Here is a 20,080-nt window from a genome sequence, read left to right on the forward strand (position 1 = left end):
CGCGCGTAAGCAATGACAATCCGTACTCGGAATCGCTGTTTAGAACACTGAAATACTGCCCGCAATGGCCATTAGAAGGCTTTGCCAGCTTGGACGCTGCACGGACTTGGGTGAGGGATTTTATGCRTTGGTACAACAACGAACACAGGCACAGCCGGATCCGCTTCGTCACCCCATCAGAGCGCCATRGTGGGCAAGATCAYCAGATCCTGGCGCTCCGGCATGAGCTGTATGAGCGGGAGCGTCGGAAAAGACCTGAACGGTGGTCAGGACAAACACGCAACTGGGAGCCGATAGGAACGGTGCTGCTGAACCCGGATCGGGAACAGCAGACCGAGAAAAAAGCGGCATAGCAAAACGGTTGACGCGACAACTACCTTGAAAAACGCCGGGTGAACAGCAGACCGAGAAAAAAGCGGCATAGCAAAACGGTTGACGCGACAACTACCTTGAAAAACGCCGGGTGGGGCAAGAGCGTTTTGCTTACTTTTGCGCTTYTCAAAAGTGAGCCGCCGTCAGGGCGGAACCCTAAGTAGCCGTTACCAAAGAAATGGATATTCACCCAACCTAACCCACATCAATCAACCCCACCACCCGCGAAAATACCAACTCCATCTCGGGCTCAGCGCAATCCACCCCAAACCGCTTGCGCAACCCCAGCTGGTTCAGAATCACATGCACATCCGCGACCAAATCATGCTGCCGCAAACACGCCTGAACGCACTGCAACGGACAACCATCCAACGCAATGATCCGCCGCCCCGACCGCGCCTTGTCAACCAGCGGCGCCACACCCCCACCCACCCCGACAATGCAGGACATTTCAGCCAGCCCCGCACGATCCAGCCGCAGGGCGACGGTGTTGGCCAGTTGCGCCACGTTGGAACAACCGGAACACGAATACACCAGAGGCAATAAACTCGGGGCTTTCATCAGACCGTCGCCAACCCCTTGCCTGCCCTTTCCAGATTGCGCCATAGCCAAGGCGGCAGGACGTCCGGATCAAGACTGTCGATCAGATTTTTCAGCGCCAACCCCAACTCGGTATCCCCCTCAATCACCAACCGGCGACGGAAGAACAACGTGTCAGGATCCTCCTGCCGACTGGCCAACAACAGGAACTCGCGCCAGTTGCCGCTGATGGTGACCTGAGCCTCGGCGTGCTCGGCAATGCGCAAACCGTCCCGCGTCAAGGTCAGGTACCAACACAACTTCAAGTCAGGCACGCGCAGGCACAACCATCGCCCACGCAGCACATCGAACCCGCCATCGCGCAACGGCTCGGCCAGGCAGCGATTGAGCGCCTGCTGCAACGCCAGTCGCTGCACCACGAACGGCACCTTGCCCACCAACGGCAGCAAGCGGTCGGCGCCTTTGAGCACCCATTTCTTCGGACTCAACACAGACCCGCCTCCTCTACCTTCAACATGCCGGCATGGCCGTGCCAGTAACCATTGCAACCGTCCACGAACAGCGGGGGTGCCTCGCCCTGGCGAACCTTGTCGAAGGCCGTCACCACTTCGGCCATGCCTTGGGCACGCGGACTCAGGCGCAGCACATCGGCGCCGCAGGCCATCAACGCGTTGTAGTCGGCCAGCAGGTTCGTCACCTCGCCGGACATCGTCTGGATGCCGTTGAGGGTGAACAGCTGTTGGCCTTCCTGACTGCTCAGCGCCAGGCCGTCGGGGTAGTTGATGCAGCAGAACTGACAGTCGTCCTTGGGGCGATTTTCGGCTCGGGCGGTAAAACAGCGCGCCGAGTACGCCAAGGGCAGATGACCGTAGGCGAAAATCTCCACCTCGGGCACCTCACGGTCCATGTCCCGCACCTGCTCCAGCACATCGCCGATCAGTGCCGCCGAACATTCCACGGGCGGCACCCAACGGATCATGCCGCTGTCGAGCAATTGCCCCAGGGCGTGGCCGTTGTACAGGTTCAGCGCCGGGCCGCCAACGAAAGGCAGCTTGCGTTCGGCCATGAACTGCACCGCGCCCATGTCATTGGCTTCCACCAACAACTGGCCGTTGTCACACAGGCGTCGCAGCGAGGACAGCTCCGAGGCCGCTTCGATCAGCGTCAGGCTCGACAACACAATCTGTGCCTGGCTGCACGCTTGCAGCTCGCGCGCCAACCCCAGCCATTGATCCAGGGAGAACGCCCGGCGTTTCGAACACACGGTTTCCCCCAGGTAAATCACGTCCAGCGGCAATGCCGACATCTCGGCATAGAAATTCCCCAGTTGCGCTTTGTCCCAGTAAAACAGGACCGGTCCCAGGCTGAGTTTCATCTGGCCTCCCCTCATTGCCATGATCGATGGTAGGCACCCAGGGTGGTCTGGCTGCCTTCGGACAAGCCAGCCAGCACCTGGCGCCATTCTTCCTGCACCCGGAACCGTTGCGGCGCGGTCTTATGAGCATCCAGTGCGGCGCGCCAGACCCGGGTCACTTGTTCAACGTAAGCCGGGCTGCGTTGGCGACCTTCGATCTTCACCGCTTCGACGCCGATGGCTGCCAGCTCCGGCAACAGGTCAAGGGTGTCGAGGCTGGTGGGTTCTTCCAGCGCATGGAAGCGCTTGCCGCCTACCAGGAAGCGGCCTTTGCACAGGGTCGGATAACCGGCCGGTTCTTCGGGGGTGTAGCGGTCGATCAGCACCTCGCTCAGGCGGGCGCTGAGGCCTTGGGCATCCTCGCTCCAGCGCACCGCCTTGGCGGGCGAGCAGACGCCGCACAGGTTCGGCGATTCGCCGGTGATGTAGGAAGACAAGTGGCAACGGCCTTCAGCCATGATGCACAGGCTGCCGAAACCGAAGACTTCGATCGGCACCGGACTTCCCGCCGCCACCTGGCGCACCTGGGCCAGGGACAGTACCCGTGGCAGCACGGCGCGGCGGATGTCATAGCGCTCGGCGTAAAAAGCCAGGGCCGCGGCGTGGGTCGCCGAGCCTTGTACCGACAGGTGCAGCGCCAGTTTCGGATGGCGCTGGCTGGCGTAGCTGAGCACGCCGGGGTCGGCGGCAATCAGGGCATCCACGCCAAAATCGGCGGCACGGTCCACTGCCCGTTGCCAGCGCTCCCAACCCTTGGGTTGCGGGTAAGTGTTGACCGCCACGTACAGCTTGCGTTGGTGCTGACGGATGTGTGCGACAGCCGCGTCGAACTGCTTGTCGTCCATGTTCAGCCCGGCAAAATGCCGGGCGTTGGTGTCATCGCGAAAGCCGACATAGACGGCATCGGCGCCTTGGCGCACCGCCGCTTTGAGGGCAGGCAGATTCCCTGCCGGGCAAACCAGTTGCATGGGGCATCCTCATGAGAAAACTCAAGCGCCGCCAGTCTAGCCAGCCCTCGGCCGGCGACATTGACGGCAATCAATTGCCGTCAATGCATCAGCTCGGCGAATGGCAGGTACAGCACCTTGTCGTGCTTGTGCAGTTGCGTCTCACACTCCACCACCGCCAGCCCATCGGCCCAGCAAGCGGCCGTCAGCATCGCCGAACTTTGCTGAGGGTGCAGTTCCACACACAGGTGGCCGTTGGCATCCGGGACCAACCTGGCCCGCAGGTACTGCCGGCGTCGGTTGCGCTTGAGCCAGTCGAACCCGGCAGGCACCTGCAACGGCACAGGTAACACGTCGCCCATGCCCTGGGCCCGGAACAGGAACGGACGCACGACGATCAGCGCGGTAATCAACGCCGCCGACGGGTTGCCCGGCAGCCCGATCCAAGGTTTGCCTTCCACATCGCCAAAGGCCAGGGGCTTGCCCGGCTGGATGGCGAGGCGCCAGAGGTCGATGCTGCCCAAGGTTTCGATGGCGTGCTTGAGGTGGTCTTCTTCACCCACCGAGACACCGCCCGAGGTGATCAGCACATCGCATTCGGCGGCGGCCAGGCGCAACGCTTGTCGACTGGCCAATAGCTGGTCGGGCATGACCCCGAAGTCATGCACCTCGACACCCCAACCGCGCAACAGTGCGGCGAGGCTATGGCGATTGCTGTTGTAGATCTGTCCTGGTGCCAGTGGCTCGCCCGGCTCGCGCAGCTCATCGCCGCTGCTGAGCAAGCCCACTTGCAAGGGGCGATAAACGTCCACCTGGCCGACGCCGGCACCGGCGAGCAAACCCAACTCCTGAGCGCGCAAGCGCGTGCCGGCTTCAAGCAGCCGGTCTCCTCGACGCAACTCCTCACCTTCCTTGCGAACATGGTCGCCGCCATTGACCGACGGCAACCAGACCCGCTCGCCATCGACGCGACAGCTTTCCTGCGGCACCACCGTGTCGGCTCCCGGTGGCAGCGGCGCGCCAGTAAAAATCCGCACGACCTGCCCGGCCTGCAACGGCTCGCCTGGCTCGTCACCGGCGGCGATCCGCCCGGCCAACGCCAGGTAGCCGCCGTCAGCCGGCAGGTCAGCGGCCCGCAGGGCATAGCCGTCCATCGCGCTGTTGTCCCAGGCCGGCAGGTTCATCGGGCACATAATGTCAGTGGCCAGCACACGCGCCAGGGCCTGGTCCAGGCCAACCCGTTGCATGGGCGGTGGCGGCGGTGCCTGGTCGAGCAGATGACGGATCGCCTCATCCACCGGCATCAGCACGCCGCTGTCGCACACCCGGCCGCTCACGAGCGTGTCTCGCAAGCCGTCGGGGCGATGCCGTCCTGGGGCTTGAGGTGCGGAGTGAAATTGCACGGGCCGGTGCGGCTGTCCAATTGCCCGGCCAGGATCTGCTCCCAGCCGGTCCGGCACGCCCCCGGCGAACCCGGCAAGCAGCACACCAGCACCCCATTGCTCATGCCCGCCAAGGCGCGCGATTGCAGGGTGGACATGCCGATCTCCGCCAGCGACACCTGGCGGAACAACTCGCCGAAACCGTCGACGTGTTTGTCCAACAACGGCGCTACCGCTTGGGGGGTGTTGTCGCGCGGGGTGAACCCGGTGCCACCGGTCATCAACACTACCTGCACCTTGGGGTCGGCGATCCATTGGGAGACCTGGGCGCGGATCTGGTAGATATCGTCCTTCACCAGCCCACGGTCGATGAGCACGTGTCCGGCCGTTTGCAGCAGGTCCGCCAGGGTTTGACCCGAGGTGTCGGTTTCGAAGGTTCGGGTATCGCTGATGGTGAGTACCGCGATGTTCAGCGGTTGAAAGAGGCGTTGCGTCAGATGGGCCATGATCAGCCGTCCTGTCAGAAAAGATGGCCCAGCCTGAACCGCAATCGTTGCCGGGCCTATTCCTCCTTGGAGGTACCTCCCTTGGCACCCCATGCAAGAACGATCCTGTCCCCGTAGGAGCTGACGAGCGAAGCGAGGCTGCGATCTTTCCCGGGCCACTTGAGTCTCAAGCGAAAGATCAAAAGATCAAAAGATCAAAAGATCGCTACGCTCGGCAGCTCCTACAAGGCATCCATTCAGGGTGCCAGGCGGCTGCGCTGCCAGACGCCATCCTCCAGGCGGTAGTCGAGGCGATCATGCAAACGGTCGGCGCGGCCTTGCCAGAACTCCATCCGTTCGGGCCGCAGGCAATAGCCTCCCCAATGGTCGGGGCGCCGCACGGGTTGATCGGCAAAGCGTTTTTCGGTTTGCGCCAGCAAGGACTCGAGCGCAGCCCTGTCCTCCAGTGGTCGGCTTTGTGGCGAGGCACAGGCACCCAGGCGACTGGCGACGGAACGGGATTCGAAATAGGCATCCGACAACGCCGGATCGAGTTTGTCGACCGGCCCTTCGATGCGCACTTGCCGCTCCAGCCCCGGCCAGAAAAACGTCATGGCCGCCCAGGGGTTGGCCGCCAGGTTCTGGCCCTTTGCGCTGTCGTAGTTGCCGAAAAAAGAAAAGCCCTCATCGCTGAAGCCCTTGAGCAACAGGATCCGGCAATGCGGCCGACCCTGCTCGTCCACCGTCGCCAGGGCCATGCTGTTGGCTTCCACGGGTGGGCTTTCGGTGTCGCGGGCCTGTTGCATCCAGAGCCTGAACAAAGCCATGGGGGCGTCGGGTGCCTGGGTTTCATCCAGACCATCGAGGGTGTACTGGCGGCGCATTTTGGCCAGGGAAAGGGGCATGAGGGTGATCTCCACTGTGGGTTTGGGCCAGTCTGCGCCTGGCCATGCGGGTCCACCTTGACCCCCATCAAATGTGGTCTCCCCTGTAGGAGCTGTCGAGCGCAGCGAGGCTGCGATCTTTTCCGGGCCACTTTGGTCTCAAGCGAAAGATCAAAAAATCAAAAGATCGCAGCCTTCGGCAGCTCCTACAGGAACAGGTGGCCAAAGATTCACTTAAGCCCCAACCGCCGCGCCAGCTTATGCAGATTGCTCGGGTCAACCTCCAACAACCGCGCCGCCCCCGCCCAGTTCTGCCCGCAGCGTTCCAGGGCCTTGAGGATCGCCTGTCGCTGGCAGCTATCGACGGTCTCACTCAAGGGTTGCAACGGCGTCTCGAGCGCTTCCAGCGGTTGTTCCGCCATCGACTGCGCCGAAGCCGCGCTGGCGTTGACGTCAAGGTCCAGCACCTGCGGTTCCAGGGTCATGATCAGGCTGCGACTGGCGCCGCGGCTCAGTTGCTTCAACGCCGCGCGGCTGATCACGTGCTCCAGCTCCCGCACATTGCCCGGCCAACTGTACGCCAGCAGCGCCTGTTCGGCCGCCGGTGACAGGCGCAACCCACGCAAGCCCAGGCGCGTGCGGTTCAGTTCGAGAAAGTGCCCGGCCAGCATCAACACATCGTGGCCGCGCTCGCGCAGCGGTGGGATTGGCACCGGATAGACCGAGAGCCGGTGATACAGGTCGGCGCGAAACAGCCCGTCGCGAATGCTGTCGGGCAGGTGCCGGTTGGTGGCGGCGATGATCCGCACATCGACATGCAGTGGCTTGTCCGCCCCCAGGCGCTGGATCTCGCCGTTCTGCAGGGTGCGCAGCAACTTGGCCTGCACGCTCAACGGCAACTCGCCGACCTCATCGAGAAACAGCGTGCCGCCATTGGCCGCATCGAAGCGCCCGGCGCGGTCGGCGGTCGCCCCGGAAAACGCGCCTTTGACGTGACCGAACAACTCGCTTTCGGCCAGGGACTCGGGCAACGCCGCGCAGTTGACCTGGACCAACGGCTTGTGGCTGCGCCGGGACAGGCGATGCAAGCGCCGGGCGAACAACTCCTTGCCGACACCGGTTTCGCCCAGCAACAGCACTGGCAGTTCGGAGTCGGCCAGCACATCCAGCTCGTTGAGCAATTGCTGCAAGCCCTCGCTGCGCCCGAGGATCTCGCCCTCTTCGGCGGGTAACCGCAGGTCGGTCTGGTCGCTGCGCGATGCTCGCAGGCTACGGTTTTCCTGCTCAAGGCGAGTGACCCGCACCGCCGCCTCGATCTGCAAAGTACAGCGTTTGAGTTCCTCGCGAGCGCGGCTGTCGAAAGTGCCGGCGTGCAACGCATCCAGGGTGATCGCCCCCCAGAGCCGTCCTTCCACGTACAGGCTCACGCCCATGCAGTCATGCACCGGCAGCGGCTCACCAACGTGATTGTCGAGCAAGCCGTCATAAGGATCCGGCAAACGGCTGTCCGGCTCGAACCAGGTGGGCTCGCGCGACGCCATGATCGCCGCCAGGCGCGGGTGCTGGGCAATCACGAAGCGCCGTCCCAGTGCCTCGTGGACCAGGCCTACGGTGGCCACGGGCCTGAGACTGTCATCGTCCAGGCGCAGCAGCCCCACGGCGCCACTGTTGAAGTATTCGCGCAGGGTCTGCACCAGGCGCTGCAATCGCACCGCATTGGGCAGCTCGACGATCAGGTCGGCGGCCAGGCTTTCACGCAGCATGGTAGTGATGACCCTCCAGGGTTCGTTTGACCCTTCACAATCAGGGTGACAATCACCCTGGCAAAAATTTAATACTTTGTTTTCAATCAGTTGAATCTGGCACGTCGGCTGCAACGACAGCGTTCATCTGTCCCTGCCGGGATTCAACCCAAGGAAACATGATGAGCCTCGATCTGCTGGAACAAAGCCTCGGCCAACTGGCCTGCGACATTCCCGGTGCAACCCGTACCTTCCATCATTACAACCTCGACTTCTGCTGCGGCGGGCAAAAGTCCTTGCGTGAAGCGGCGCTGGGCAAAGGCCTGAACCCGCTGCTGATCGCCGACGCCCTGCGCACCCTGCAAGCCGCCGGGGAGCTGGGCCATGACTGGCGCGACGAGCCCCAGGCGACCTTGATTGCCCACATCCTGGAGCGCTACCACGCACGCCATCGCGAACAACTGCCGGAACTGATCCGCCTGGCCCGGCGCGTCGAGCAGGTCCACGGTGCGCGACCCAGTTGCCCGAACGGCCTGGCCGATCACCTGCAGGACATGTACCAGGAACTCGAAGGCCACATGCTCAAGGAAGAACAGGTGCTGTTCCCGATGCTGCAACAAGGCCTGGGCGAACGCGCCTCGGCGCCAATCCAGGTACTGCGCTACGAACACGACCAGCACGGTGAAGCCCTGGAAACCATGCTCGCCCTGACCGACCAGATCACCCCGCCCGCCGACGCCTGCAACACTTGGCGCGCCCTGTATCGCGGGCTGGTGGAGTTTCGTGATGACCTGATGCAGCACATCCACCTGGAAAACAATGTGTTGTTCGTCAATGCGATGAAGCCTGCTCACTAACTCTCAAACATTGCCCATTACTTCTGTGTTACTCCTGTGGGAGCAAAGCTTGCTCGCGATGGCGTAGTGTCAGTCAATATCAATGTTGACTGATTCACAGCCATCGCGAGCAAGCTGTGCTCCCACAGGCATTTGCTGCTCTCATTTGCTGCCCTCATCTGCTGCTCAAAACTGCCAATAGAACATCGCCTTGGCCAACACCACGATCAGCACCATGTGCCCCAGGATACTGCGGCGCAACCAGCAGGCGCGGCTGGGCGTCAGGCGACCGCTCTTGAGCCAGTACGCCAGCCACAAATAATGACCTATGATGCTCAGCGCCAGCAGGATCTTCAGGCTCAGCAGCAGGCCAAAGCTGTTGCTCAACGGCTGGCTCAATGCGCCGCGATGCTGCCAGGCCAGGGCCATGCCGGCGCCGTACAGCACCAGCACGAAGCCATGCAGCACGTGCCGCGAGCGCTGGGCGATGGCCTGGTCGGCAGCGTCCCGGGTGCCTTGCGCCAGCGGCCGGCGGGCGCTATGCCAGATGAAGACCTCGAAAAACAGCGTGCCAATGAAGGCGATGGCCGCCAACAGGTGGGTAATTAGCAAGACCCCGTACATTATCGATGCCCTCTGCCCAACCGGCTCATCCCGGATGCCCATCCACCCGGGCCTTGAGCAGCATCGGCCCATAGCGCCAGGCGTATAGACCGAACGCCAGTGTCCAGCACAGCGCCGCCAGCCACAGCCCGGCCAACGGCAACAGCAGCACCAGCAGCACGCGACTCAGGCACGCCAGGTTCAACAGGATGAACGCCAGGGTCATGCCCGCCGGCGGTTCGAGAGCGCGTCCGGTATGACCCAGGCTGACACGGGCAACCATCGCCAGGATCAATCCGGCCATGGCACCGATGGTCAGGCCGTGCACCGCCAGGCTCGGGTTCACCGGCACGCCGAAGTGCCACAGCGCCATGCCCAGGCAGGCCACCGCCAGCCAGGCGTAGGCCAGGTGCAACGACCACAGCAGCGGCACTCGCCACAAATCCCGATCATGCCAACGCACCAGTCGAATCCCGTGGCCCACCGCCAACGCGGTGAACAACAGGCCGACCCAGACGCTGGCCACCAGCGCCGGACCGAAGGCATACAACAACGCCACCAGCGCCGACCCTGCCAGCAACAGGCGATCAAGCCACGGCCAAGGGGCAACGCCTTCGACCCGACCGAGGCCGCGCTGGGTAAAGAATGGAATCACACGCCCGCCGATCAACCCCATCATCGCCGCCACCAGCCACAGGCCGGTGAGCACGCTCTGGCGCTGCAAGCCCTCGTTGTGCTGCACCAGGCCGTATACGGATAACCCATCGGCGGCGGCCAACAGCAGCAATACCAGCACAATCGGGTAATTGCGCTTCTGCCGCACACGCCACAACATCACGCCCATCAACGCAGCCACCGCCAGGGCAAAACCCAGCTCCAGCAGCGTCAGTAACGGCCAGGGCGCATCCACCAGCCAGGCCAGTCGCGCGCCCAGCCACAACGACGCCAGGGTTGCCAGGCGCTTGCCGCTCAGGCCCGGGATTCCGGTCCAGGTTTGCACCGCCGTCAGCAGGAACCCGGCGATGATCGCCAAACCGAAACCAAACAACAGTTCATGCCGGTGCCAGGCCAACCAGCCGCCGGCCGGCTGCCAGGCCGACAAGCGCCCGGTGAACGCCGCAAGCCAAAGGGGAACGACCAACAGCGCCAATACACACCCGGCCAAAAAGAACGGCCGGAACGCCAGGCGCCAAAACGGCAAAATGGCCATGGCCTTGCGACGGTCAAGCACTTGCATACACCACTCCTTTGCCTCGCTGAACCGCCAGCGAGGTACGACAAATCAGGGTTCGAATGATCGGCTATCGACGCTGACTGGCCTTGTCTCAGATCAAGCCAGTTCATCGGCAACCTCCCGTCTCGAACAGGTACTTGCAAGGGGCTTGCCGTTGTGGGAGCAAAGCTTGCTCGCGATGAAGACGCCGCGGTCTACAGCTGGCCCGCGTTATCGTTCATCGCGAGCAAGCTTTGCTCCCACAACGGCTCGCCCCCATAGAGACTGTAGCTGAATGGGGTATTAGTTACCCTTTCATGGTTGTTTTAACCCTGTCAGACCAGGGTCATTTTTACCCACCTCATCTTCAACACCCCAGGAATCAACGCCCCCAGGCATGGCCCGTCTCTTGCTCAGGCACGGCATCACCTTTCTTGTCGGGGTCCTCCATGAAATCCGTCGTTCTGCCGCTTACCTGGTTCGTCTTGCTCTCCTGCGTCGTGGCGCTTGCTAGCGGCCTGTCCCTGAGCCTGGTCTGACCCCGATCACCTCTTTCGCCTTTACAAGGATTCCATGCCATGGTGCTCCACCGCGTCCATCACCAGATTCTGCGCAGCCATCACCTGTTCCAGCCCTTGAACGAAGAAGAGCTCAACGAATTGATGAGCAACAGCCAACTGCTGAACATCGACAAGGGCGATCCGCTGTTCCGCCAGGGAGAACCGGCGCAGGCGTTTTACTTCGTGATTTCCGGCGCGGTGAAAATCTATCGGCTGACCCCGGACGGCCAGGAAAAAGTCTTCGAGGTGATCGGCGAGCGCCAGACCTTCGCCGAAGCCATGATGCTGATGGACACCCCCAACTACGTCGCGTCCGCCGAAGCCGTCGGCCCGACCCAGGTGTACCGGCTGTCAAACGCCACCTACATGCGTCTGCTGCAAAGCAACAGCCGGCTGACCTTCGCCCTGCTCGGCAAGCTCTGCGTGCGCCTGCACCAACGGGTCAACGAGATTGAAACCCTGTCGCTGAAGAACGCCACTCACCGCGTGGTGCGCTACCTCTTGACGCAACTGGTGCGCCTGCAAACCGTGGACAGCCAGTTCGAATTGCCGATGGCCAAGCAACTGATCGCCGGGCACTTGTCGATCCAGCCGGAAACCTTTTCGCGGATCATCCGGCGCCTGATCGATGAAAAAATCATCACCCAGGACGGTCGCCAGATCGCCATTCTCGATCGCCTGCGCCTGGAGCAATTCGAATGAGCGCGCAGCCCACTTGCCTGTATTGCCAACAGACCCAACCCGTTGATGCAACCGAATGCCGCCAGTGCGGCATGCCCCTGCCGGCCGAGGCTGCGCTGGCCGGCGAGCGCAGGCTGCGGCGCTTCACCTGGTTCTGTGTCGGCTTGACGATCTTCTGCATCGTCATGTTCTTCTGGCTGCCCCGCAGCATCGTCTGAACCCTCAATCCTGAGTCAATTGCCGGTACAACTGCGGTAAACGCAGCGGCAGTTGCTCGGGCTGCCGAATCAAGGTGTAGCCATTGGCCCCGAACATGTACGGCAGATAATCCCCCGCTTCGCGATCGATGGTAATGCAGAACGGCGTCAGCCCTTGGCGCCGGGCTTCCAGCACTGCCTGGCGGGTGTCTTCCACACCGTAGCGTCCTTCGTAAAGATCCAGGTCATTGGGCTTGCCGTCACTGAGCAGCAACAACAATTTGCGCCGCCGCTTGCAGCCCGCCAACCGTTGCGTGGCCTGGCGGATCGCCGCGCCCATGCGCGTGTAGTAACCGGGTTTGAGGCCCTGGATGCGTCCGCGGGTGTGATCGTCGTAGCGCTGGTTGAAGGCCTTGAGCTCATGCATGCGCACCTGCTGGCGGCGCAAGGAAGAGAACCCATACAAGGCGAAATCATCCCCCAGCACCGACAGGGTTTCGCCGAACAGCAACAGGCTGTCACGGATCACGTCGATCACCCGGTGCTCGTCGTTGAGGTGGGCATCGGTGGACATCGACAGGTCGGCCAGCAGCAGGCAAGCCAGGTCGCGGCGCGTCTGGCGTTGGTCCATGAACAGTCCGCGTTCGCTGCACTGCCCGTGCTGGCGCTCGACATGAAAATCCAGCCAGGCTTGCAGGTCCAGTTCCGAGCCTTGGGTTTGCTGGCGCAACCATTGACGGTCGTTACGCAAGTGTTCGAACTGGCGACGCAGGCGCTGGGCCGAGCTCCGCAGGCGTGCGGGCAACGGCTGAGGCGGGCAATCGCGAGGGGTGAAGGTTTGCAGGCTGACGAAGTCGTCCTGCAATCGTTGCTTGCGGTAATCCCATTCCGGCAACAGGATGCCTGCGCCCAACGGGATGTCATCCACATCGGCCGGCGGCAGGTCCAGGTGCAGTTTCAAACCACCACCCTTGCGCAAGCGGGTGCGCGACAGGGTCAATTGGTCCAGGTCTTCGGCGACGCGGGCAGCGTCCGGGTCTTCGCTGTCATCCGCCCAGCGATCCAGGTCCACGTGTTCGGTCCAGCTGAACAGGTTTTCCAGGCGCACGATCAGCAGCCCACCGTCACGGGTGGTGTCGTCGATTCGCTCGGCGCGCTTGCGCCCGCCCTGCTGCTCACCGGGCGGCGTCGCCAGGTATTGCTCGGACTCCTCAAGGTTGGCGGCCTGGGGATTGGCCAGGTGTTGGGGTGGGTATAGCCACAGCGGCAACGGCCAGGCCGCCCGCTCGCTGCGTGGAAAATGTTCGACACTGCCCGGTTCGCGCAAGGCTTGGCACAACGCCCGCTCCAACGCAGCTTCGGCCGGGTTGAGCGTGGCCGGATCGGGACGCAAGGACAGGTGCGCATCCACCAGCCGCCGGTAGCGCGGGCGCAGCGCCGGGTAGCGCTTCAACACCGCCAGGGTCCAACGCTGATTGTCCCGGCCCCAGTGTTTCATCGGCCCCGACTGCGCGGCCAGCAACGCGAGCCAGCGATACAACTCTTCGTTAAGCCCGACATCAGGGAACGCCGCCAGGCTCGCCGGCAGCCGCAGGTTATCGCCATCGCAACAGGCCAGGGGCACTTGCTTGCAGGTGCCGGCGATCTGCTGCAACAGATTGCGACGCAGCAGCAGGTCGCGATCACTGACCGCTTCCACCCCCAGGTGAGGCGCACCGCCGGTGGCGCGAAACAGCACCTGCAACGAGCGTTGCCGGGGGACCAACTCGACCCGGGCCTCAGGAAAATCGACACTGGCCCGACGGGTGATGAAACGATGCCAGACACTGCCGACCCATTCTTCCAGCTCCAGGGTGAATGCCATGGTTGTTCTCCTCTTAAGCCAAACACATTGTGGCGAGGGGATTCACGTGGGAGCAAAGCTTGCTCGCGAAACAGGCGCCTTGATCTCTGAAAGACCGCATCGCCCCCATCGCGGGCAAGCCTTGCTCCCACATAAATCCTCTCATCACAAATGAGTCCGGCTCAGTAGTGGCGATGATTTACGAAGGCACCACCGCCGCCGGTGCGCGCAGGGCCGCACGGCCACGTTGACGGAAGCTGAACAGGTAGCAGAGCAACCCGGCCAGGAACCCGACGCCGCTGACCAGTCGTGCCCAGAACAGCGGCTTCAAATGATCCATCGTGGCCATGAATGGCAAGGCACTGCCATCCGTCATCCAGCGCTGCAACCAGACCTGGACGACACCGGCCGCGGTGAGGAACAAGGTGATCATCACCATCGACAAGGTCATCAACCAGAAGCCCCAGATCTCCAGGCGCTGCGAGCGTTCGTCCGCTGCTTCACCCAAGCCCCGCAAGCGTGGCATGGCGTAGCTGATCAGCGTCATCACGATCATTGCGTAGGCACCGTAGAAGGCCAGGTGACCGTGGGCCGCGGTCAGTTGCGAACCGTGGGTGTAGTAGTTGACCGGTGCCAGGGTGTGCAGGAAACCCCAGACGCCCGCACCGAAGAACGCGGTAACCGTGGTGCCCTTGGCCCACAACGTGGCGGCGCGGTTCGGGTGTTGCCGGCGACGGTTTTTCACCATGCTGAAGGCGAAGACCACCATGGCCAGGAACGGTAGCGGCTCCATCGCCGAGAAGATCGAGCCTACCCACAACCAGACCTCAGGCGCGCCGATCCAGAAGAAGTGGTGGCCGGTGCCGATGATCCCGGTGATCAACGCCATGGCGATAATCACGTAGAGCCACTTCTCGACCACTTCACGGTCCACACCGGTGATCTTGATCAGGACGAAGGCGAGCATCGAACCCATGATCAGTTCCCAGACGCCTTCCACCCAAAGATGCACCACCCACCACCAGTAGTACTTGTCGCGCGCGAGGTTTTCCGGGTTGTAGAAGGAGAACAGGAAGAACACCGCCAGGCCGATCAGCCCGGTCATCATCACCATGCTGACCGTGGTCTTGCGACCTTTGAGCAGGGTCATGCCGATGTTGTAGAGGAACCCCAGGCACACCACCACGATGCCCATCTTGGTGATGGTCGGCTGCTCGAGGAACTCGCGGCCCATGGTCGGCAGCAAGTCGTTGCCGGTGAATTTCGCCAGCGTCGCATAAGGCACCGAGAGGTAGCCCAGGATCGTCGCCACACCTGCGGCGGCGAACACCCAGAACAGCACGAGCGCCAGTTTCGGGCTGTGCAGTTCGCGGTCGGCCTCCTCCGGTATCAGGTAATACGCCGCGCCCATGAAGCCGAACAGCAGCCAGACGATCAGCAGGTTGGTGTGGACCATGCGGGCCACGTTGAAGGGGATCAGCGGGAACAGGAAGTCGCCGACCACGTATTGCAGGCCCATGATCAAACCGAACAGCACCTGCCCCAGGAACAGCATCAGGGCGAACACGAAGTAGGGTTTGGCGACGGCCTGCGAGGCGAATTTCAGATGCGGATTAGCCATGCTCATCTCTCAGCCCTCCTTGTTTGGCGGCCAGCCATTGGTATTGATTTTCGAGCTCCACTTGAGGAACTCGGCGATGTCGTCGACCTCCTGCTCGCTCAGGTTGAACTGCGGCATGGCCCGACGACCCGGAACGTTCAGCGGCTGCATTTTCATCCAGGCCTGCAGGAACGGCTTGAAGGCTTCATCGCCGCCGCGACGGTTGACCACGTTGCCCAGCTCCGGCGCAAAGTACGCGCCCTCGCCCAGCAGGGTATGGCAGCCGATGCAGTTGTTGCGCTCCCAGACGCCTTTGCCGCGTATCACCGATTCCGTCAATTGCGCCTGGTTGCTGCGTTCTGGAAAGGTCTGTTCCGTGTGGTAGGTCAGGGCCAGGAATATCAGGAAGAAGAAGATGCTTCCCCCGAAATAAATATTCCTGGCCATGCCTTTGGTGAAGGTATCTGACATGGTCACTTCCTCATTGCTTGGCGTGTTCATTCTAGGAAGCGAGGGGTCGGAAACCGCTTGATGGCGATCAAGAATCTCCGATGGTTTTGGTGGGTTGTTCCGGGCAGATGAGTTTCGATCGTTCCCACGCTCCTGCGTGGGAACGCCGCCAGGGACGCTCCGCGTTCCGCTTCAGGAAGATGACGCAGAGCGTCACGGGATGCATTCCCACGCAGAGCGTGGGAACGATCAGAGGGTCAGATCGCGAACGAGATGACGAGCCCGATCACCGTCGCCAGCAGCGCCGCCCAGCTCAACACCAACCGGCGCCACAACCGCGGCGCATGGCGCAACTCCATGAAGCCGTCGGCGATCAGCCAGGCCTTGGTCACCGCGACCACCAGGATGGCGATGGACACCAGTCCGGTAGCCGCGATCTGGCCCAGGGCAACGGTGCCGGTGCTCAACACGGCCAACGTCATCCAGCAAGCGATCAAGACTCGTGAAGCCGACATGAGCACCTCCGCTCAATCAAGGATGTAAACAACCGGGAACAGCAGCACCCAGACCAGATCGACCATGTGCCAATACAGCACGCCGGATTCCAACCCACTGTTGCGCTGCGCCCCATAACGACGTCGCCGACACCCCTCGGCCAGCCAGGCGAGGATCACCATGCCCAGCAACACATGGAGAAAATGAAACGCGGTGAGGATCCAGTACAAGGTGAAGAACGTGTTGTGCTCCATGCCCAAGCCGTTCGCCAACAGATGGGCGTACTCGGTGAGCTTGATCCCCACATAGCCGCAGGCGAGCAACAACGCCACACACAACAACAGCGCGCCTCGACGCGGCCGGTCCTGCCTGACTTGCTCCTGGGCCAGGGCGGCGAACAGGCCAGCGGTGAGCAGGCTGAGGGTCATCGCCAGGCCCGTGGAGCGGTCCAGCAATTGCCGGCCTTCGCTGAAAGTCTGCGGGTACAACGCCTGGGCGACGGTGAACGTCAGGATCAACAGCGCGAACACCGACAGCTCGGCGAGGATGAAAAACCACATCGCCAGGTCCCCGGGCAACCGCCGGGGCACGGCAATGGATTCAGCCAAAGTGGACATCGACCACATCCATCAACGCCGCGACGGTCTGCGGGTCGTCACTCAATGGCTCGGCCAGGCACGCCAGGCAGGCTTGGCGCGGGTCCATGCCGGAGCCGATCATGCGCGCCGCGAAAATCAGCAGGCGCGTCGAGGCGACTTCCTCCAGGTCATGCTGATCGAGCCGGCGCAGCGCCTGCCCCAATCGCACCACTTGGGCCGCCAGGGCCAGATCAACCCCCGCCTCGCGAGCGACGATGCGTTCTTCATCGGCCACCGCCGGATAGCCAAAGCGCATCGCCACGAAACGCTGGCGCGTGCTGGGCTTCATGCCCTTGAGCAGGTTCTGGTAACCGGGGTTGTACGACACCACCAGCATGAAGGACGGCGGCGCCTGCAGCACTTCGCCGGTGCGTTCCAGGTACAACTGCCGACGGTCATCGGCCAGCGGGTGCAACACCACGGCCGTGTCCTGGCGCGCTTCGACCACCTCATCCAGATAACAGATGCCGCCCTCGCGCACCGCCCGGGTCAAGGGCCCATCCTGCCACCAGGTGCCCTGGGCGCCGATCAGGTGACGGCCCACCAGGTCGGCCGCGCTCAAGTCATCGTGGCAGGCGACGGTGTACAGCGGCAGTTTCAGGCGGTGGGCCATGTGCTGGACGAAACGGGTCTTGCCGCAGCCGGTCGGGCCTTTGATCAGCACCGGCATGCCGTGATGCCAGGCCTGTTCGAACATCGCCTGCTCGTTGTCCTGGGGTTGATAAAAGGGTTCGTCGGGGTGCTGCAAAGTGTGGATAGCGTTCATGGCAAGGCCTGATCAGACAACACGATTGCAGGCCACGCTACGGTGCCCTGCGACAACCTGGCAAGGGCTGCGGCCGGCAAACTTGATCGCCGTCAAGCGGCTAACCACCGCCTCGGGCATAGCCTTGCACCGCACCAAGAACCTGCGCGCCGAACATCAATTACAGCGCAGCGCGGGTCACGCCTGAGGAGAAATGGAATGCTGATCAGCCACAAAAAATCGTGGGCCCTGCGGGTCACGGCGCTGTGTACAGCGCTGGCCGCCCCCCACGCCTTCGCCGACCAAACCGCTGCGCCGGAACAACCCCGCGTGGTCAAGACCGAAGGCGCGCCCGACCTGAGCCAGGCCGACTTCGACACGGCCAAGGAAATCTACTTCCAGCGCTGCGCCGGTTGCCACGGTGTGCTTCGCAAAGGCGCCACTGGCAAGCCGCTGACACCCGACATCACCCAATCGCGCGGCCAGGCCTATCTGGAGGCGCTGATCACCTACGGCTCGGCCGCCGGCATGCCGAACTGGGGCACCTCCAATGCCCTGACCAAAGACCAGATCACGGTGATGGCCAAGTTCATCCAGCACACCCCACCGACCCCACCGGAATGGGGCATGGCGGAAACCCGCAAGACCTGGAAAGTGCTGGTCAAACCCGAAGACCGGCCGACCAGGCAACTCAGCACCCTCAACCTGCAGAACCTGTTCTCGGTGACCCTGCGCGACGACGGCAAGATTGCCCTGATCGACGGCGACAGCAAGAAGATCGTCAAGTTGATCGACACCGGTTATGCAGTGCACATCTCGCGCATCTCGGCGTCGGGTCGCTACCTGCTGGTAATCGGCCGGGACGCCAAGATCGACATGATCGACCTGTGGCCGAAAGAGCCGACCAAGGTCGCGGAAATCAAGGTGGGTATCGAGGCCCGCTCGGTGGAAACCTCCAAGTTCAAGGGCTACGAAGACAAGTACACCATCGCCGGTTCCTACTGGCCGCCGCAGTTCACCATCATGGACGGCGAGACCCTGGAGCCCAAGCAGATCGTCTCGACGCGCGGCATGACCGTCGACACCCAGCAATACCATCCCGAGCCTCGCGTCGCAGCCATCATCGCCTCCCACGAATGGCCGGAGTTCATCGTCAACGTCAAGGAAACCGGCAAGGTGATGCTGGTCAACTACCAGGACATCAAGAACCTCACCATCACCAGCATCGACGCCGCGCCGTTCCTGCATGACGGCGGTTGGGACAGCAGCCATCGGTACTTCATGACGGCCGCCAACAACTCCAACAAAGTCGCGGTGATCGACTCCAAGGAACGCAAGCTCACTGCCCTGGTGGACGTTGGCAAGACCCCGCACCCGGGACGCGGCGCCAACTTCAATCACCCCCTCTACGGACCGGTCTGGGCCACCAGCCACTTGGGCGATGCCGGGGTTTCGCTGATCGGCACCGACCCGGTCAAGCACCCGCAATACGCCTGGAAACAGGTCGGCTCGCTCCAGGGCCAGGGTGGCGGCTCGCTGTTCATCAAGACTCACCCCGCGTCTCGCCACCTGTATGTCGACACCACCCTCAGCCCCGACGCCAAGCTCAGCCAGTCGGTAGCGGTGTTCAACATCGACAAGCTCGACGCCGGCTACACCGTGCTGCCGATAGCCGAGTACGCCGGCATCAAGAAAGGCGCGCTGCGTGTGGTGCAACCGGAATACAACAAGGCCGGCGACGAGGTCTGGTTCTCGGTCTGGAGTGGCCAGGAAGATGAGTCGGCGCTGGTGGTGATCGACGACAAGACCCTCAAGGTCAAGAACGTGATCAAGGACAAACGCCTGATCACTCCGACCGGGAAATTCAACGTCTACAACACCCAACACGACATCTATTGAGCCCCATCAATAAGAGGAAAAACCATGAAGCCTATTCTGATTGCCTTGGCCTTGACTGCCGCCTACAGCCTGCCGGCGTTGGCACAAGACGGCCCGACGCTATTCAAGAGCAAGCCCTGCGCGGCCTGCCACTCCATCGACACCAAGGTGGTTGGCCCGGCACTCAAGGAGGTCGCGGCGAAAAACGCCGGCGTCGCCGGAGCACAGGATTTACTCGCCAAGCACATCAAGGAAGGTACGCAAGGCAACTGGGGACCCATGCCGATGCCGGCCAACCCCGTGACGGAAGAGGAAGCCAAGATCCTGGCTGCTTGGGTCTTGACCCTTAAATAACCACCCAAGGGAGCTTGCTCCCGCTGGGCTCTGTAGGAGCTGGCGAAGCCTGCGATCTTTTGATCTTGATCTTGATCTTTCGCTTGAGACTCAACTGTCTGGGACAAGATCGCAGCCTCGTTGCACTCGACAGCTCCTACACAGCTCCTACACAGCTCCGACATAGCTACATAGCTACATAGCTACATAGCTACATAGCTACATAGCTACATAGCTTCTAC

General features: G+C 62.4%; 22 protein-coding genes. 6 read left to right on the forward strand and 16 right to left on the reverse strand.

From position 1 onward, the window contains the following. Positions 1-353: integrase core domain-containing protein (locus tag ASC85_RS31850; protein WP_156395724.1), on the forward strand; the 353-nt coding region annotated here is incomplete at its 5' end. A 214-nt stretch (positions 354-567) separates the two neighbouring features. Here ASC85_RS31850 and ASC85_RS27345 read toward each other — a convergent pair. The 8 genes from ASC85_RS27345 to norR all read right to left on the reverse strand — a co-directional run bounded on the left by ASC85_RS27345 (position 568) and on the right by norR (position 7,787). Further along, positions 568-933, reverse strand: a complete 366-nt coding sequence (locus ASC85_RS27345; protein WP_057452124.1) for a putative zinc-binding protein — start codon at positions 931-933, stop codon at positions 568-570. Continuing rightward, complete coding sequence (ubiT, locus tag ASC85_RS27350; protein WP_057452125.1) at positions 933-1,403, reverse strand: ubiquinone anaerobic biosynthesis accessory factor UbiT; 471 nt, start codon at positions 1,401-1,403, stop codon at positions 933-935. The genes ASC85_RS27345 and ubiT overlap by 1 nt, the downstream gene beginning before the upstream one ends. After that, positions 1,397-2,287, reverse strand: coding sequence for a U32 family peptidase (locus ASC85_RS27355; RefSeq protein WP_003202470.1), 891 nt, complete (start codon positions 2,285-2,287; stop codon positions 1,397-1,399). The genes ubiT and ASC85_RS27355 overlap by 7 nt, the downstream gene beginning before the upstream one ends. Before the next feature lie 11 nt (positions 2,288-2,298). Beyond that, positions 2,299-3,294 carry a ubiquinone anaerobic biosynthesis protein UbiU gene (gene ubiU, locus ASC85_RS27360; RefSeq protein ID WP_057452126.1) on the reverse strand — a complete coding sequence of 332 codons (996 nt, stop codon included), beginning with the start codon at positions 3,292-3,294 and terminating at the stop codon, positions 2,299-2,301. Positions 3,295-3,374: 80 nt separating this feature from the next. Continuing rightward, a complete protein-coding gene (locus ASC85_RS27365) occupies positions 3,375-4,610 on the reverse strand; it encodes a molybdopterin molybdotransferase MoeA (RefSeq protein WP_057452127.1) in 1,236 nt (411 codons plus the stop codon). Then, positions 4,607-5,161 carry a molybdenum cofactor biosynthesis protein B gene (gene moaB, locus ASC85_RS27370; protein ID WP_057452128.1) on the reverse strand — a complete coding sequence of 185 codons (555 nt, stop codon included), beginning with the start codon at positions 5,159-5,161 and terminating at the stop codon, positions 4,607-4,609. Before moaB ends, ASC85_RS27365 begins: the two co-directional genes overlap by 4 nt. Positions 5,162-5,397: 236 nt before the next feature. Next, the gene (gene pdxH, locus ASC85_RS27375) at positions 5,398-6,045 is read right to left on the reverse strand and encodes a pyridoxamine 5'-phosphate oxidase (RefSeq protein WP_057452129.1); all 648 of its coding nucleotides are present in this window, start codon (positions 6,043-6,045) and stop codon (positions 5,398-5,400) included. A 209-nt stretch (positions 6,046-6,254) separates the two neighbouring features. Then, positions 6,255-7,787, reverse strand: a complete 1,533-nt coding sequence (gene norR / locus ASC85_RS27380) for a nitric oxide reductase transcriptional regulator NorR (protein WP_057452130.1) — start codon at positions 7,785-7,787, stop codon at positions 6,255-6,257. A gap of 161 nt (positions 7,788-7,948) precedes the next feature. On the opposite strand from norR, the gene ytfE reads away from it, so the two are divergent. Continuing rightward, a complete protein-coding gene (gene ytfE, locus ASC85_RS27385; protein WP_003202481.1) occupies positions 7,949-8,623 on the forward strand; it encodes an iron-sulfur cluster repair protein YtfE in 675 nt (224 codons plus the stop codon). 165 nt (positions 8,624-8,788) lie between these two features. Here the strand turns inward: ytfE and ASC85_RS27390 are convergent, their stop codons facing one another. Continuing rightward, positions 8,789-9,226, reverse strand: a complete 438-nt coding sequence (locus tag ASC85_RS27390; protein WP_057452131.1) for a hypothetical protein — start codon at positions 9,224-9,226, stop codon at positions 8,789-8,791. Between the two features lie 25 nt (positions 9,227-9,251). Continuing rightward, positions 9,252-10,442: an NnrS family protein gene (locus ASC85_RS27395; RefSeq protein WP_057452132.1), complete on the reverse strand. Its 1,191-nt coding sequence runs from the start codon at positions 10,440-10,442 to the stop codon at positions 9,252-9,254. 554 nt (positions 10,443-10,996) lie between these two features. Between ASC85_RS27395 and ASC85_RS27405 the strand changes: the two genes are divergently transcribed. Next, a complete protein-coding gene (locus ASC85_RS27405) occupies positions 10,997-11,680 on the forward strand; it encodes a Crp/Fnr family transcriptional regulator (RefSeq protein WP_057452134.1) in 684 nt (227 codons plus the stop codon). Continuing rightward, complete coding sequence (locus ASC85_RS27410) at positions 11,677-11,877, forward strand: hypothetical protein (RefSeq protein WP_057452135.1); 201 nt, start codon at positions 11,677-11,679, stop codon at positions 11,875-11,877. Before ASC85_RS27405 ends, ASC85_RS27410 begins: the two co-directional genes overlap by 4 nt. Positions 11,878-11,881: 4 nt before the next feature. Here the strand turns inward: ASC85_RS27410 and ASC85_RS27415 are convergent, their stop codons facing one another. From ASC85_RS27415 to ASC85_RS27440, 6 genes are all read right to left on the reverse strand, one after another. Further along, positions 11,882-13,720 (reverse strand): nitric oxide reductase activation protein NorD, encoded by a 1,839-nt coding sequence (locus ASC85_RS27415; RefSeq protein ID WP_057452136.1) that lies wholly within the window; start codon positions 13,718-13,720, stop codon positions 11,882-11,884. Positions 13,721-13,898: 178 nt separating this feature from the next. Then, positions 13,899-15,326: a cbb3-type cytochrome c oxidase subunit I gene (locus ASC85_RS27420; protein WP_057452137.1), complete on the reverse strand. Its 1,428-nt coding sequence runs from the start codon at positions 15,324-15,326 to the stop codon at positions 13,899-13,901. 3 nt (positions 15,327-15,329) lie between these two features. Then, complete coding sequence (locus tag ASC85_RS27425) at positions 15,330-15,770, reverse strand: c-type cytochrome (protein ID WP_003202495.1); 441 nt, start codon at positions 15,768-15,770, stop codon at positions 15,330-15,332. Between the two features lie 236 nt (positions 15,771-16,006). Continuing rightward, entirely contained in the window at positions 16,007-16,264 is a 258-nt protein-coding gene (locus ASC85_RS27430) for a cytochrome C oxidase subunit IV family protein (protein ID WP_057452138.1), read from the reverse strand. Between the two features lie 12 nt (positions 16,265-16,276). Further along, on the reverse strand, positions 16,277-16,861 hold the full coding sequence (locus ASC85_RS27435) for a cytochrome c oxidase subunit 3 family protein (protein WP_057452139.1): 585 nt from the start codon (positions 16,859-16,861) through the stop codon (positions 16,277-16,279). Beyond that, positions 16,845-17,579: a CbbQ/NirQ/NorQ/GpvN family protein gene (locus ASC85_RS27440; protein WP_371856181.1), complete on the reverse strand. Its 735-nt coding sequence runs from the start codon at positions 17,577-17,579 to the stop codon at positions 16,845-16,847. The genes ASC85_RS27435 and ASC85_RS27440 overlap by 17 nt, the downstream gene beginning before the upstream one ends. A gap of 267 nt (positions 17,580-17,846) precedes the next feature. On the opposite strand from ASC85_RS27440, the gene ASC85_RS27445 reads away from it, so the two are divergent. Together ASC85_RS27445 and ASC85_RS27450 are read left to right on the forward strand one after the other, a co-directional pair. After that, positions 17,847-19,526, forward strand: coding sequence for a cytochrome D1 domain-containing protein (locus tag ASC85_RS27445; protein ID WP_057452140.1), 1,680 nt, complete (start codon positions 17,847-17,849; stop codon positions 19,524-19,526). Between the two features lie 24 nt (positions 19,527-19,550). Beyond that, positions 19,551-19,859: a c-type cytochrome gene (locus ASC85_RS27450; RefSeq protein ID WP_014339157.1), complete on the forward strand. Its 309-nt coding sequence runs from the start codon at positions 19,551-19,553 to the stop codon at positions 19,857-19,859. The last annotated feature ends 221 nt before the right edge of the window (positions 19,860-20,080 follow it).

It is taken from the genome of Pseudomonas sp. Root401, assembly GCF_001425105.1.
GTDB classification, from domain to species: Bacteria; Pseudomonadota; Gammaproteobacteria; order Pseudomonadales; family Pseudomonadaceae; genus Aquipseudomonas; species Aquipseudomonas brassicacearum.

Bases quoted from the DNA above. Each gene is read 5' to 3' on its own strand.
- ubiU (WP_057452126.1), bottom strand. From the start codon at position 3,294: ATGCAACTGGTTTGCCCGGCAGGGAATCTGCCTGCCCTCAAAGCGGCG.
- ASC85_RS27445 (WP_057452140.1), top strand. From the start codon at position 17,847: ATGCTGATCAGCCACAAAAAATCGTGGGCCCTGCGGGTCACGGCGCTG.
- ASC85_RS27395 (WP_057452132.1), bottom strand. From the start codon at position 10,442: ATGCAAGTGCTTGACCGTCGCAAGGCCATGGCCATTTTGCCGTTTTGG.
- ASC85_RS27355 (WP_003202470.1), bottom strand. From the start codon at position 2,287: ATGAAACTCAGCCTGGGACCGGTCCTGTTTTACTGGGACAAAGCGCAA.
- ASC85_RS27415 (WP_057452136.1), bottom strand. From the start codon at position 13,720: ATGGCATTCACCCTGGAGCTGGAAGAATGGGTCGGCAGTGTCTGGCAT.
- ASC85_RS27410 (WP_057452135.1), top strand. From the start codon at position 11,677: ATGAGCGCGCAGCCCACTTGCCTGTATTGCCAACAGACCCAACCCGTT.
- ytfE (WP_003202481.1), top strand. From the start codon at position 7,949: ATGAGCCTCGATCTGCTGGAACAAAGCCTCGGCCAACTGGCCTGCGAC.
- norR (WP_057452130.1), bottom strand. From the start codon at position 7,787: ATGCTGCGTGAAAGCCTGGCCGCCGACCTGATCGTCGAGCTGCCCAAT.
- ASC85_RS27425 (WP_003202495.1), bottom strand. From the start codon at position 15,770: ATGTCAGATACCTTCACCAAAGGCATGGCCAGGAATATTTATTTCGGG.
- ASC85_RS27450 (WP_014339157.1), top strand. From the start codon at position 19,551: ATGAAGCCTATTCTGATTGCCTTGGCCTTGACTGCCGCCTACAGCCTG.
- ASC85_RS27420 (WP_057452137.1), bottom strand. From the start codon at position 15,326: ATGAGCATGGCTAATCCGCATCTGAAATTCGCCTCGCAGGCCGTCGCC.
- ASC85_RS27440 (WP_371856181.1), bottom strand. From the start codon at position 17,579: ATGTTCGAACAGGCCTGGCATCACGGCATGCCGGTGCTGATCAAAGGC.
- ASC85_RS27345 (WP_057452124.1), bottom strand. From the start codon at position 933: ATGAAAGCCCCGAGTTTATTGCCTCTGGTGTATTCGTGTTCCGGTTGT.
- ASC85_RS27435 (WP_057452139.1), bottom strand. From the start codon at position 16,861: ATGTCCACTTTGGCTGAATCCATTGCCGTGCCCCGGCGGTTGCCCGGG.
- ASC85_RS27390 (WP_057452131.1), bottom strand. From the start codon at position 9,226: ATGTACGGGGTCTTGCTAATTACCCACCTGTTGGCGGCCATCGCCTTC.
- ASC85_RS27430 (WP_057452138.1), bottom strand. From the start codon at position 16,264: ATGTCGGCTTCACGAGTCTTGATCGCTTGCTGGATGACGTTGGCCGTG.
- ASC85_RS27405 (WP_057452134.1), top strand. From the start codon at position 10,997: ATGGTGCTCCACCGCGTCCATCACCAGATTCTGCGCAGCCATCACCTG.
- pdxH (WP_057452129.1), bottom strand. From the start codon at position 6,045: ATGCCCCTTTCCCTGGCCAAAATGCGCCGCCAGTACACCCTCGATGGT.
- moaB (WP_057452128.1), bottom strand. From the start codon at position 5,161: ATGGCCCATCTGACGCAACGCCTCTTTCAACCGCTGAACATCGCGGTA.